The following is a 14843-nucleotide window of genomic DNA, read 5'->3' on the forward strand; positions in this document are numbered from 1 at the left end:
ATACATGCATCAAATATTATTACACACATTTACCTATATTTTAACATAATAATTAAATTAAAACTTATATCTTGTCTAAGTAAAATAAAAATATCCAGTGTAATTTAGTTATTACACTGGATATCCCATTAAAGGGGTACGCGTTTCGCGCACCCCTTTCAGTTTTTATATATTTTATTATTTGTTTTTTTAAGTAGTTTTACCAATTCTCTAAAAAATGTTGAACGCTATATTGTTTTCTTATATATATTTAATGTAATAATTTACTTATTAACATACTACATCTTTTCAACAAACCAATTTTTCTGCTTTTTAAATCTTCATTAGCTTTTCTTCTAATCTCAATTAAATTTAGTTTTTCATATTTACAATAACTTTCAAGATCTTTCCCATTATCCATATTTTGAATTATAGTGTTAAAAAAACCTCCGTTAATAACCATATAAAACCCCTCCATATTTGTTATTGTTTATACTTATATAGTATTCTTTTATCAACGGATTGTAAACGTTATATAGTTTCCCTGTTTTTTCATAATGATTATAAAATTTACTTTTTATAGTAAATTTTATAATTAAACTACCCTTCTATTCATTGTTTACATTATACATTTATCCTTTTATATAATACTACTAAATTTAATATATAAAAATCATCTTTTTGCAATTTATTCGGAGCGTTATAAAACCTAAGATCAATCCTATCCTTTAGTTTATCTTTTAATAAATACAAAGCCTGAGGCTAGGTAATATTTAAGTAGTTCCCAGTTAAAATTCTTATATGATCTCCCCTATCTAAAGCTTCTTCTAAATCATTTAAAATCATAGGGTAGCTATTTCCTTCTCAACTATTCCAGATTCTTTTATAACTATTTCTTCTATTAAACCTATATATTCTTTGCTCTTTATACTCATACTAAACCCCTATATCTTAAAATAAATTTTTTTTTGGCCCTGCCAACCTTTGGCGTACAATCTTCTCTTATTTTGCCATAAAAATTAATGTAAAGCTTACATATTAATTTATTAAACGCAAAAAAGTTCAGTGTAACTTTGTAATTACACTGAACCTTTATTATTAGCAATTGATTATAACTTATTATACCATGACCACCTTTTTTCACCCTTATTCTAACTCTAGTCTTTGCAATTTCTGGATTTTCTACGCCTATATAATTCATTGCAATATAAAATCCATTTTCCTTTGCTAGTTTTATATTTCTTATTATACTTCTACCTATTTACCTATAACCTTTTGTTGTTCTTTTTGCAAAACAATATTAGATAGAATCATGTAAAAATTTTTTTCATCTTCTGTTTTTGCATTCTTAAACAAATTCTTTAATTGACTATATGAATAATTCACGAATATATCATATAATGTCTCATTATTATTCTCCATATCCAATACCTCCTATTTAAATCTATATACTATATATTATATATCAATAAACCAAATTAATAAATATTTTCACTTTTATCTACATCACTTTTTTCAAAATCTTTATACACATTATGTTTTGTCCAATATTTTGAATAATCCTTTAAAACTTCATCTACAATTTCTTTAGATAGTTCCAACTATAGAAACTATAACTTCTACCCCCAACAGCATAATAAAAAGTTCAGTGTAACTTATTAATTACACTGAACTTTTGCATGTATTTTTCTCTTATTATAAAGTTTTTTGGCATTGCCCGCCTTTGGTGTAAACTTTTGCGCGTATTCTTTTTCTCTTATTTGCTTTATAGCAACCTCTGGGCTATGATCCTTCTTTAGCTCAACTATAAACGGAATATCATTTTTTCGTCTTGGATGAAATGAAAATGAAACTCTTTCATAAGTTCTTGATTAGGTATCTTTAAATACCCATCATAATATGATAAGAACCCAAGAACTATCATCGCAGAATATATTTCCTCTTTAGTTTTTGGGGTTCCTTGCCCGGCTCTAAACTCTTCGTCTATAGTTATATCAATTTCGCCACCTGCAACCATTTCTATAACATCATCACGAATTTCTAAAGTATTATATTTAAGATATTCTAACACTTCATCTATAGCACCAGTGTTAGTCCAGTAACTTTTACACTTTTTATTTTGCAATGCTTTAACAACTGAACGCGGATTATACATTCTTACTCCTTGCTCATTAACATAGCCATTATACCACTCACTTATTTCACTAAATGAAAGAACATTTTCTCTATTATCATAGATTTATCTACAAAATATTTAGTATTTATTAGTCTTTTATAATTTTCTAAAGGTTTTATTGTATTTAAATATATAGCCATACTATTCCTCCTATTTATAATCCGCCGACTTCAACTGTTCTCTCTATCGGGTACATTATAATGTGTCATAGATCTTTTCATATATATATTATTATATCCAATTTGAATTTATTAAACAACCTTACTACATTTATAAAAATGCTCTTAATTACCTCCAATACTACATTTAACTCCATAATTCTCAACTATATTTTTCAATTTCTCCATTACGTCATCCGTTGGTGTCCTAATACTCTTTGGCATGCTATAACTTTTGCCTAAACAAGTATATTTATTTAATCCGAATACATGATATGGTAACAAATGTATTTCTTCTATATATTTTAAACTTTTTACAAATTCAACTATCTCTTGTATACTATTTTCATCACAATTAAAATCAGGAATAACAGGTATTCTTGCAATAACTTTTTCTGCCAGTTTTACAATAGTCTTTGCATTGTTTAATATAGTTTCATTACTAACTCCTGTAAATTTAATATGCTTAGAGTTATCAATATGCTTGAAATCCAAAAGAACAAGATCAGCTAATGGGATTACTTCCTCAAGTATATTATTATTTGCAAATCCTGTAGTCTCTATAGCTGTATTCCACCCCATACTTTTACAAGCTTTTAATAATTGAGATGCAAATTTCCATTGCATAAGAGGTTCTCCACCTGATAGTGTAACTCCACCTCCAGATTTTCTAAAATGTATAGAATCTTTTTTTATGAGTTTAATGACCTCTTCTACTGTCATATCATCCCCTGACATAAGGAGCGCTTCTGAATAGCATTTATCAACACACTCTCCACAATTGGTACATTTATTTTTATCTATCTTATACTCATTATTAAAATTAATAGCATCTCTTTTACACACTTTTATGCAATTACCACACTCATTACAATTTTCACTATTAAACATAACTTGTTTGTATGTAGATTGTGATTCTGGATTGCAACACCAAGTACATGATAGTGGACATCCTTTTAAAAAAACTATTGTTCTAATTCCAGGTCCATCATTTACAGAAAATCTTTGTATATTGAAAACTACTCCTTTTTCTTTATAATTAATATCATTTTCAAGCATTTTTATCGCCTCTTTAAAAATATTTTTAAATTAAGGCTTGATAATCTCAAGCCTTAACTTTTTTAGAAAGCTTGTTCTGTTCTTGCTATAATATCATCTTGTATACTTTTATCAAGACATATAAATTGAGCACTATATCCTGCAACACGAATAACTAAATCTCTATATTGTTCAGGATGTTTTTGTGCCTCTATCAGAACAGCTTTATCTATTACATTAAATTGTACATGCATACCTTTTTCATCAAAATACCCTCTTATAAGTGATGCTAAATTTTTAAGTCCATTGTCATTTTTTAATGAAGATGGATTAAACTTTTGATTAAACAAAGTTCCACTTGCTGCAATAAAATGATCAAGTTTTGCTACGGAATTTGCTGCAGCAGTTGGACCATTTGTATCCATCCCTCTGTTAGGAGATACTCCATCTGCTAGAGGTTGATTAGCGCTTCTGCCATCTGGAGTAGCACCTACTTGACTTCCAAGGTGAACATTATTTGATACTGGATACAATCCTGGTAAAAATTTACCACCTCTTACGTTTGTATGTTTTTCAACTTCTTTACAATAAATAAGTGCACCTTCACGAGTTAATTCATCAACTTCATCTAAGTCATTTCCAAACTTAGGAGCTTTATTAATAAGAATGTTCTTAATTTCATTAAACTTATTTCTTTTAAACTCATCACATTTTTCATCTTGTCCAAAATTTGTAAGAAGAGCATCTTTTAAGTCATTTAAAGTAATTTTTTTATCTTCAAATACAAGTTTTTTTATTGCCATGAAAGAATCACCTATATTTGCAATTCCAACTCCTAATGGTCCAGAATAACGATAATGTGCACCACCTTCTTGAATTGATTTACCCTTTTCTATACAATCATCCATCATGCAAGATACAAATGGAAGCGGTGCTCTTTCTCTATGTGCCATATCCACACAGTTATCTGCGCACACCATTTGTGATACAAAGTACTGCGTTTGTTCCTTATAAGCTTTTATAAATTCATCTAAATTCTTAAAAGAAGTAAATTCACCAGTTTTAGGCCCTATTTGTTTTTCATTAAATTTCCCATTATTTATGGTCATTTCTAGCACTTTTGCTAAGTTGAAGAATGCAGCATCGTACCATCCATCTGTCTTTCCGCCACATTGAGGTTCTACACATCCTACAATAGAATAATTTCTAGAATCCTCTAAGGTTACACCCCTGTTTAGAAGAGAAGGTATAATTACTTCATCATTATACAAAGCAGGGAAACCAAGCCCAAGTCTTACTAACTCACAACATCTAAGTAAAAACTCTTCTGGAGTCTTACTCCATATTCTGGCTGAAAGTGAAGGCTGTGGCAATTTCAAACTTCCGGTAGCTTCAATACACATATATGAAAGTTCATTTGTAGCATCATTTCCATCTGCTGTCTGACCTCCAACAATAAGATTTTGAAACATTCCATAACCGCTAAATGCCTTAGTTACAACTTCATCACGTATTTTTGTTATATCATTAAATTTAACCCATAGGCAATCTATAAGTTCTTGAGCTGCTGGCATATCTATATTTCCTGAGTCAATATCTTTTCTAAAATATTCATAGGTATATTGATCAAAACGTCCTGGAGATATAGCATGTCCATTGGATTCTAAACTTATTATCACTTGTATAAACCAAAATGATTGAACAGCTTCATAAAATGTATCGGAACCGTTCCCAAGGGCTCTATCACAAATTTCTGATATATTTATCAATTCCTTTTTTCTAGTTGAATTTTTTTCATCTTCTGCCATATTCAATGCCAATTTTGAATATCTTTTAGCAAAATTTATTGCTGCGTTACAAGATATGATTATCGATTCCCAAAACTCCCTGTTTTTTATAAATTCGGGATCAGCTTTATTACTATTATTTATCTTATTCTGAACTTCTTCTACAATGCCTTTTAGTCCATTTTTTATTACTTTTTCATAATCTACCACATAATGTCCAAGGCCATTAAAATAATAATTTCCACAAGTAAATACATTAGTACTCATTGCATCTTGTGTTTCTTGTGGCATATATGCTTTAGCTAATTCACTTACTGTTTTTCCATCCCAATACTTAAATAATTCTACTAGTTCTGATTTAACATCTTCAGATATCTCATATTTATCAGATGTTCTTTTCCCTATTCTATCAAACTCTGATACCAGCCATTTATTAGAAAATTCCGGGAACACTTGAGCTGATCTTGGATTTTTAGATAATGTACCAACTATAAGTTCACCATCTCTAATTACTACAGGAATTTCATTTAATATTTTTTCTAAAGCCTTAGCTTTACGTATAATTATAGGCTGATCTTCTGTTTCTTTAAATGATTCAGTGATAAGTCTAGCTCTCTCCACTTCAACACATGGTTGTGCAGAGAGTATCTCTTCTTTTAATTTGGATACTCTTTCAGTACTATTTTTAAAACCCTTTGATAAAAAATTTCTTTTTAAAGTTTCCATTTATACCACCCTATCCTTTTTATTTTTTTATACAATCAATAAAAAAGTTGACTGCATATATTTCTTAATACTATATTATTTTAACACATTTTATAATTATTTACATATAGCCTTTTGTTGTTCTTTTGGTAAAACCATATTAGATAGAGGCATAAAAAAAAGGTGGTATTTCGTGTATGCGACACGAAATACCACCTTTTTATTATGTTATTTTACTGCTTTTAACTTTGCTATATCATAGCAATTTACTTTAGTTACTTCTTCTACAACCTTTAAATCTTCCAATTTAGATAATACAGTTGTTCTAAATTCTGTTAAATCAGCAGTTTGCTCAACTACTCCATCAAGCTTTTTATTAATTTCTTTTAGCTCTACTTTAATTTCTTTTTGACCTTCATCTAAAGATTTAATACTTACTTGCATTTCTTTTAAAATTTCTAAAATCTCTTTTTCCACTCTTCAATCACTCCTTGTAATATCTATAGTATATCTAAAATTAGTTATTATTAATAGGCTTAATATTTTCTAATTTTATTTTTATAATATTACATTTTTATTGTGCCAACTTCTTTCTTGCTTAATAAATCTATATTTAAATTATATCATTTTTTAAAAGGCTTTAATAGTTGCTTTTAATATTTTTTCTCCTCACGTCCCTTTAACCTATAGTTACTTTCACTACCTAAAACTTCTGCTTTATAATCACCTACCATTTCATGGATTCTACTTCCAAGTGCTTCATCTATTTCAATTATTTTTTCTAGACTTTGCTCTGTTGAAATAAGTATTGGTAAATTGCTCATATATCTATAATTAATTATTTCAAACATAATATTAATATCTGAGGGTGTAATTTGCCCTTTAAATAGATCATCTATTAGAAGTACTTCTGCTTTTTTATATTTCCCCATCATTTCATTGTATATCTCACCATTCATAACATTTTGTTTTAGCTCCATTATTATTTCTCTATAAGGCATATACACAACATTTGTTTTTCTCCTAATTAGATTATTTGCAATTGCTACTATTAAATGTGTTTTTCCACATCCTGAGTTTCCAGATAAAATTAAAGAATTAGTTCTCTCTTCTTTTATAGAATCAAATTTTTTAAAATATCTTATAGCTACCTCTTTCATTAATTTTGCACCATCGCTCCATTTTTCAAAGGATTTAAAATTAAGCTTACTTGTTTCTAAAGTTAGCCCGGCTTTTTTCCATCCATTATTATTGTTTAGCATTTCTTTTTCATAACATTCACATCTATATGCACAATTCCTTTTATCCACCCTAACTTCAATCCAAGTAGTATCATCACAAAGGGGACATTTTCTAGAAAAGTTCTCTTTCTGCCCATTCAAGTTCTTCTGCTGTGAGTGGAGTGATGTTTCCAAATCTTGTTCTTTCTTTAGTTTCCTTATTCTCTCCACTATTTCTAACATTTTTAAATTGTTTTCCATAAGCTTGTCCCCCTGTCCAATTTGATTTTTTAAAGTGATTTTCTATATCTTTTACATCTTCAGTTAAATATCTTTCAAACTTAGTTCCAAATAAGGTTTCTGGTCTTAAATAAACTTTCATTGAGTTTTTTGACCATTCATCATATTTTTTATCTATTACTTTCTTGAAATCATCTAAAGTGTGGCCTTCTCTAATTCTTGCATTTATACATCTTTGTGTTTTTCCTGTTGTGCATTTATAATTTTTATTACACTTTATATTTAAATAACCAATTATCTCTTCATACATTTCCTTTTTAAGATTTTTCTTATCTTCATTTTTCTTATTTTCATCTTCATTATTTTTCTTATCTTTATTCTTCTTAACTTGATTTCTATTATTTTCACTTTTATTAGCTTTTGATTTGTTATTACTACTGCTAGATTCTATGTTTTCAAAATTTGTTTTCTCGCCAAAAATATCTAATTGGATAACATCTTCTTCTAGGTTATCTATACCTACTGGCTTTTCTACTATAGGTCTTTTTCTCCTTGTTCCACTTAATTCTAAACATTCTATTTCATTTTCTATTTCTTCACTTTCATCATTTTGAAACTCTTTAGTCTTCCCTATCTTTTTAGTAATTTCCTTAGCTATTTTCACCATGTTATCTACTGATTTCTTTATTTTTATAACCCTACGCTCTATTGCATATTTACCTTCTTCATAAACATAATTTATTGCTATGTAACCTTTGTTTTTCAAATTCTTAATTATTGCTGAACATCTAGATTTACTTAATTTGAAAAACTCGCCAAAATATCTATTGCTTGCATAGCAACCTTTTTCACCATCTAAAGCATTTATTTTAACTATAAATAACTTTTCAATAAGTGTTAAATCTTCATTTTGCCATATTTCTGTTGAAATCCAAATACCTCTGCATGTTGTTTCCATAAAATCCACTCCTACATATATCTAATTAAAAATATTCTAAATAGATTATTTTTTATATTTTTTAGCCTTCACTATAATATATGCAGTAGTTAAACTTTTTGAAAAAATAATTTACTTTTTTTATAATAAATTTATATAAACTTAAATAGATCTGTACAGTTTTTCTACTGTACAGATATTATTTAATATACTAATAGTTTAAATTTATTATTAAGTTATATTATTACTTTCTTGTTTCCAAAGTACCCCCTACCTATTTGCAATCTACCTGTAACCTATTTTATGACTACCTATTCTTATTTTTGAAATACCTATTTTAAGTAAACTTTCTCCAATTCATTTTTATAACAAGCAAAAAAGAGCCTTGCAAAATTAATTGCAAAACTCTTTTTATGGATTTATTTACGAGCTTTATTAAAAATATTTCTAGTATCTTAATATCTTATTTTCTTCGTAGCAGAATTTTTAATACCTGTATTTTTCATTATTAAACCCAAATTACAAATATCTTTTTGTTATCATATACTACTTCTTGCTGTTTATATTCTTTACTTTTATTAAAATTATATATAACTAAATATCCCTCATCTAGCCCTTTAATATCCATATAATCATATAATTGTTTTATGCCTTTTTGATGATATTCTTCACCTCTCCAAATTTTCAATTCTACTAAATACTTATTAGAAAGGTATGTTATAATTATATCTAATCTTTTTTCTTCTGATATTTGAACTTCTTTAAAATCAAAGCCTACCCCATTTATAATAGGTTTTATAAATGCTAAAAATAATAATCTTCCTTCACGCTCTATAAACTTATAATCTATGGTGCTATATTGTTCTTTAATAAATTGTTGAAACCTTAAAAGAATCTTTTGAAAATCTAATCCATCTTTTACTATGAAATTTTCTTTAAAGTTATAACTTGACATATCAGTTTTATTTTCAACCATAGCCGTGAAATAGTTGTACAGCACCTGTTCAAAAATTGCATTTGATATATTGACTTTACCATTAATATTTTTAAAGTATCCAAACATAATACCTAAATCAATATTTGAGCTATGAATGTTAAAAGTTTTTTCATTACCATTTACTATTAAATCAAAAATATAATCTTTTAATTCTTTGTTATTTTCTATATTTTTTATTAAATCATCAAACAATGTGTTACCTTCGCTTATTAATATTTTCATTGCCTTTAAAAGTAATTTTTCATCCCAAAACATTTCATTAGCTACCATAAGTTTTTCATCTATAATTTGACATAATCTACTTACTAAAAATGGATATCCACCACTATAATAATGTATCTTACTTGACATTTCTTTAATATTTATTTCTATTTTTTTATCTTTAGAATATTCTTCTAACATAGTTGCTATTTCATCTTTAGTAAAACTCATGTCTACATCAAAATTTACAGCAATATTCCAAGGGCTATTATATCTTATTTCCTCATCTGCTCTTATTTTAAGTTTTAAATTTTTTACATCATAAACTCCTGCAAGAATAACAGATTTAAAGCTACTCTCTTTACCTTGCTGTCTTAATAAAAACTTACTTCTTAACACTCCTAAAAAGCTTAAAAATAATTGGTTGTTAGAATTTTTATCTACTTCATCTATTAATAAAATAACAGGTTTATTGCTTTCATCTATAATATCACTAAGGGCATATGACAATGTTTCAAAAGAATCTACTTCTTTGCTCATTTTAATTATAAAATCACTTATTGATTTATTTTCAGATTTTATAGATCTTGATAAAATTCTTAAAAATCCTTGTGAAAATTTTAATTCATTACTGAAAATTTCATCTCCAATACCTTCAAAACTAATACTCATTACTAAATACTCATCTTTCAACTTTTGTTCTAACATGAACATAGTTGTAGTTTTTCCATATTGCCTTGGTCTATTTATAACAAAATAATCACCTCTATTAACTAAGGTTTTTATTTCACTAAGCTTATTTTCTATATTAACTACATAGTGAATACTTGGCACGCAAACACCAGTTGTGTTAAATCTTCTATCCACAGTCTATTCTCTCCTTCCTAGTAATAGATCCTTTAAATAATATTACTTCCATAAAAAATATTGTTTTGATCTATCATAAGTCCTCCTTAGATATTCCTTGTCTTTATTATATCCAATTAATATTGATTAAACAACTTTCATGGTAACAAGCGTACTACAGAATTAAGTTCAATGCTTTTTTTATTGATTACTATACACTATCAACATACTGTTAATTTCCTTGAATTGCGAACCAAAAAATACCGCATATTCAGTAATAAATAATGCGATATTTACGTCTATTACTTATTTTTATTATTTCTTAGTTTACTAAGATGGTTCAAGTCTATCAGTAAAAAATACATCTTGGATAGTTAATTGTGTAAATCCTTCTTTTTCTAGTATTTTACCAGTTTCTATATATTCTTTCTAAGGAATTATGATTCTAACAGAAACTTATTACTATAATTCTTCCCATTGATAGTTAATGTAACCTCTATTTGACCAGTAGCTTCTATTTTAGGGACCTCAGCTACGTAATGAATTTCCCGCGTTTCTAATGGATTTATTGAAGCATTACCTTCTAAATCAGTATTATCAGCATTTTCTGCTACAGAAAAACAAGTATACTCAGTGCTTTTAATTTTTATCTTTGCAGTAATTAAGTCACCTGTCAATTTAGCTTCATTATTTAAATTCTTAACATCTATAATTACATCGATATAAACATTATCTTTATTTTTTACATCAATATGAGAATATGTTCCTGAATTATTTAAAGGTTCGATTTTGGGCGTAACATAAATTCCAGCTAAATCAAATTCACAAACGTCTTGTACTGTATTAGGACTTGTAACAATGAACACTCCATTTTCAGTTGAATATTCTTGAGGAGCTGGTTGAGTATCTTGAGGTGACTCACTTCGAATGTCTTCTTGATTGTTTTGAGGTATAGTTTTTTCTACAGAATTGTTTTGCTGTTTACTTTTCACTTCATTTTCAGCAGAAGGTGATATAGTTTTTACACTTTCTTTCGCTGAATTTTTGGTGTTATCAGCAAGGTGTATTGTACTTGCGTTAGAAGAATTATTTTTTGCTGCTGAATTATTTGTTTGTCCACATGCGACAAGTGATACAGATAATAACAATAATCCTAATTTCGAGAATAGCTTTTTATTCATTTCACATCTCCTATATATCTTCTTATTTACTTCTCACAATTTCGTACTAGTATGAATTAATTATAACATATTTTGTAAATATTACATTATTCAATTTTCAAATATCATATTTATTATCTAGTTCACAATTTCCACATTTTGCCCTTGAATTGCGAACAAAAAAATATCGCATACTCAGCAATGAATAATGCGATATTTAAGTCTGTTATTTATTTTTATTGTTTCTTAGTTCTTTAAAATTATTCTCTTAAAATTGATTTAATTTGCCCTGTAAATTGGAATTTAGTTGATAAATCTTGTAATGCAGTAAGTAAAATCTCTACGTTATATTGCATTTAATCTCCCCATTAACACATTTCTTGATTCCTTAACACTAGCAGTTTTCTTACCTTCTAACCTTTCCCTTTCAGTTATTAGTAATTTCTCCCTCAATTTTAAAGATTCTCTCCATAAAAAAACTCCATGACTTATATTAATTTATATAAATAACTTTGATACACTCAATTTTCTACTATTGAATCGAGCTCATCAACTGAAGGAAATATTTTTCATCTTGAGTTTTATAAAGATTGTACCAAGAATCTAAGGTTTGTGGTGAAAACACCTCTAGAATTTTCAATATGTGCAAAGTAAATTCAAGAGGAGCTATTCCAGAGGCAGTAATCAAACTTCTATCAGTTACTGCGTATTCTTGCTTATAATATTTTTCTCCTGCATAGCTTGGACAGACCATTTTTAGATATCCCAAGTCATTGCTTGTATGAGCTCGCTTATTCAATACTCCTTCCATAGCAAGTCCTATTGTAGCACCACAAATTGCCCCTACAACAATACCTTTCTCTAAAAATTCTTCAGCCATTCTTATAACGGGAGCATGAATTGCTTCTGTCCATGTATTCCCACCAGGTAGAATCAAAGCAACTGTCTCTTCAATACTACACTCCTTAAGTTCAATTTCTGGCAATATTTCTAGACCTCCCATTGTAGTAATAGGGTTCTTATTAATTCCTACAGTTACTATTTTTAGAGGCAATAATCCCTTTTTGTAGTACCTTCCCGAATTGATTTCAGTACTTAAATAACCTATTTCCCAGTCTGCCATTGTATCAAATACATAAAGATATACTTTGTTTTTCATTTTCTATTCCTCCACATTCATTTTATTGTTACTATTTATTACAGTATGGTTTCAAACTCCATCTTGATTTATTATATATTATCTTTACTGACAAACTCAGTCAGTGAAGATGATGAGCCATCAAATCTCTAAGAGTTTCTGCCATAGCAGCTTTAAAACTATTTGGTTCAAGCACCTTTATTGCTTTACCATATGGAAGTAGAATATGAGGAACATATGTATGGATTGAGTCTTCATCCATTAAAAAATTCGCTCTGCATTCAGTTCGTTCTATAAGATGATATCCTAAAAACCAATGTGCACAAAGGTCATTTAATGCTTCTGACTTGCCCTCAATTACTAAAGTGCAAAGTCCAACTTTACTTTCTATATTCCATAATAAGCTTTCTGTAAAAAACTCACGTGCCGAAAAAGCTTCAGGACGCTTAAACGTATTTTTAGTACTTATAATATTTATTATTCTATCTACCCTAAAGTTACGAATTTCATTCCTAAGATGGCAAAATGCAATAGTGTACCATTTATTATTCCAGTAAAGCATCCCATAGGGGTCAACAACCCTATGCTTAGAATGACCTTCATAACCTGTACAGTATTCAATTTCCATAGAGCATTCATTTGCAACAGCTTGCTCGAGTTCCATTAATATAGGTTTGACAGCTGAATCGCAAATACGGCTCACTACTTCAAATCCAACTAAATGACGATTGAGAACTTTTTCTTGTTCTTGATTCGAAAACATCTTTAACTTTGATGTTGCACTATTTAGTGATTCCATAAAAGGATATCCTGATTCCATTGCAAAAACAGCAGCATGCAAAAGTGATTTCTTCTCTTCAAGATCAAAAAACAGGGGTGCTCGGATAAAATTGTTAAGCAAACTATATCCGCCGTTATGACCAGGCTCCGATATTATTGGCACTCCACTAACACACAGTGCATCCATATAACGATAAACTGATCGTATGTTTATTTCTAACCTTTCGGATATTTGCTTCGCAGTTATTTTTGCACCTGAATTCAGCATCCATAAAATTGCTAGCATATTATCATTTTTTGCCATAATGCACCCCCCTAATCTGGTTAATAATTAAATTTTATTGTTTAGAAATATAATATCATTTTTATACAATAATTAACTTTTAGTTCGTCTATTATTAAAAGTGCATCCTAATTAAATATACTCATATTAAAAAGTTATCATTATTGATAATTTTATTAACTGTCTCTTCTACACTTAATAACGTCGTATCAAGATAGTATTTTTTACTATAATCCATTGCTTTAAACTCATTTAATAATAAAATAGAGCGTTCACCCATTTGGCAGTCTAATGTACGCATTTTATCACGTTTTATAATAGTTTTTTCATCTGTTACAAGAATACATAGTTTTATCTTTATACTTTTAATGTTATTTCTTAAATATCCTATATCTTCAGGTGTGCATATGTAATTGAAAACCACATTATATCCTCTATTTAGAAAATTTATAATTAAATCTATAGAATTTTCCCAAAATACTTCTAAATGGTTACCTTCAAGCCATGGTTTTACATAGCCACCACACACCAAGTGATAAATATCATCACCTTCTATTAGTGCCGATTTTTCATTTTTACCTGCTAAAATTTTAGAAACTGTTGATTTCCCTACACCTGCTGGACCAGTAATTATATATAAAAAACTCATTTTTTTCCACCAAACCTTCTTCATATTACAACATAACAAGACTACTATTTTGATTTTTTCCAACAGGTTTTATTATATTCTCTACTTCTAATTGCTTTATTATCTTATAAAATTCTTCATAATATTTATTTTTCAAATCATTTACATCATATTCACTAAATTCACTAACTATAGTATAAATTTTTTCAAGTTCGTATCTAGTTCTAGATGAACTTAGAAATACATTTTTAACATCTTTATACATAATTCCTCCAAACCCTATCTGATTCAATCTAATATACATATTATTTTACCATACAAATTAATGTAAAGCTTATCCATTAACTTATTAAACGCAAAAAAATTCATGGTTCAATATAAGTTACATCCAATAAATAACAAGTCCGTGTTCTTGTATTTTTTCAACTATGAAATAGAGAATGAAGAAGATAGTTCTTCTGATGGTGAGTTGTGTATTCCATATCCTTGCCATTGACACTTTTCATAATTATCTTAATGTATTTAAAATATTTCAGCTGTTTCTTCGAAACTATCACAATGAAGCACATC

14 protein-coding genes and 2 pseudogenes are annotated in these 14843 nt (G+C 28.2%); all 16 read right to left on the minus strand.

Features of this window, described 5'->3' with window-relative positions:
- Positions 1-250 precede the first annotated feature (250 nt).
- Positions 251-442 (minus strand): hypothetical protein, encoded by a 192-nt coding sequence (locus tag J1C67_RS16580; protein WP_167865281.1) that lies wholly within the window; start codon positions 440-442, stop codon positions 251-253.
- A 657-nt stretch (positions 443-1099) separates the two neighbouring features.
- Positions 1100-1237, minus strand: a pseudogene (locus J1C67_RS19560) (ATPase); the annotation flags it as partial.
- Entirely contained in the window at positions 1237-1401 is a 165-nt protein-coding gene (locus J1C67_RS16585; protein WP_089972849.1) for a hypothetical protein, read from the minus strand. The gene J1C67_RS16585 and the pseudogene J1C67_RS19560, both read right to left, overlap by 1 nt.
- A gap of 56 nt (positions 1402-1457) precedes the next feature.
- On the minus strand, positions 1458-1580 hold the full coding sequence (locus J1C67_RS19735; RefSeq protein WP_279286149.1) for a hypothetical protein: 123 nt from the start codon (positions 1578-1580) through the stop codon (positions 1458-1460).
- Between the two features lie 57 nt (positions 1581-1637).
- Positions 1638-2209, minus strand: a pseudogene (locus tag J1C67_RS16590) (hypothetical protein); the annotation flags it as partial.
- Positions 2210-2439: 230 nt separating this feature from the next.
- Positions 2440-3372, minus strand: a complete 933-nt coding sequence (locus J1C67_RS16595; RefSeq protein ID WP_167865282.1) for a glycyl-radical enzyme activating protein — start codon at positions 3370-3372, stop codon at positions 2440-2442.
- A 62-nt stretch (positions 3373-3434) separates the two neighbouring features.
- On the minus strand, positions 3435-5864 hold the full coding sequence (locus J1C67_RS16600; protein WP_167865283.1) for a glycyl radical protein: 2430 nt from the start codon (positions 5862-5864) through the stop codon (positions 3435-3437).
- A gap of 207 nt (positions 5865-6071) precedes the next feature.
- Entirely contained in the window at positions 6072-6320 is a 249-nt protein-coding gene (locus tag J1C67_RS16605) for a restriction endonuclease subunit S domain-containing protein (protein ID WP_167865284.1), read from the minus strand.
- A 176-nt stretch (positions 6321-6496) separates the two neighbouring features.
- Positions 6497-7306, minus strand: a complete 810-nt coding sequence (locus J1C67_RS19820; protein WP_341479193.1) for a DnaA ATPase domain-containing protein — start codon at positions 7304-7306, stop codon at positions 6497-6499.
- Positions 7197-8261, minus strand: coding sequence for a conserved phage C-terminal domain-containing protein (locus J1C67_RS16610; protein ID WP_167865285.1), 1065 nt, complete (start codon positions 8259-8261; stop codon positions 7197-7199). Before J1C67_RS16610 ends, J1C67_RS19820 begins: the two co-directional genes overlap by 110 nt.
- Positions 8262-8748: 487 nt before the next feature.
- Positions 8749-10305, minus strand: a complete 1557-nt coding sequence (locus tag J1C67_RS16615) for a P-loop NTPase family protein (RefSeq protein WP_167865286.1) — start codon at positions 10303-10305, stop codon at positions 8749-8751.
- 416 nt (positions 10306-10721) lie between these two features.
- Entirely contained in the window at positions 10722-11465 is a 744-nt protein-coding gene (locus tag J1C67_RS16620; protein ID WP_167865287.1) for a hypothetical protein, read from the minus strand.
- Positions 11466-11976: 511 nt separating this feature from the next.
- Positions 11977-12603 carry a type 1 glutamine amidotransferase family protein gene (locus J1C67_RS16625; RefSeq protein WP_167865288.1) on the minus strand — a complete coding sequence of 209 codons (627 nt, stop codon included), beginning with the start codon at positions 12601-12603 and terminating at the stop codon, positions 11977-11979.
- Positions 12604-12703: 100 nt separating this feature from the next.
- Positions 12704-13666, minus strand: a complete 963-nt coding sequence (locus tag J1C67_RS16630; protein WP_167865289.1) for a helix-turn-helix transcriptional regulator — start codon at positions 13664-13666, stop codon at positions 12704-12706.
- A gap of 121 nt (positions 13667-13787) precedes the next feature.
- On the minus strand, positions 13788-14294 hold the full coding sequence (locus J1C67_RS16635) for an ATP-binding protein (protein ID WP_167865290.1): 507 nt from the start codon (positions 14292-14294) through the stop codon (positions 13788-13790).
- Positions 14295-14319: 25 nt separating this feature from the next.
- Positions 14320-14538, minus strand: a complete 219-nt coding sequence (locus J1C67_RS16640; RefSeq protein WP_167865291.1) for a hypothetical protein — start codon at positions 14536-14538, stop codon at positions 14320-14322.
- Between the last annotated feature and the right edge of the window lie 305 nt (positions 14539-14843).

It is taken from the genome of Clostridium gasigenes, assembly GCF_017348895.1.
Classification (GTDB): Bacteria; Bacillota; Clostridia; order Clostridiales; family Clostridiaceae; genus Clostridium; species Clostridium gasigenes.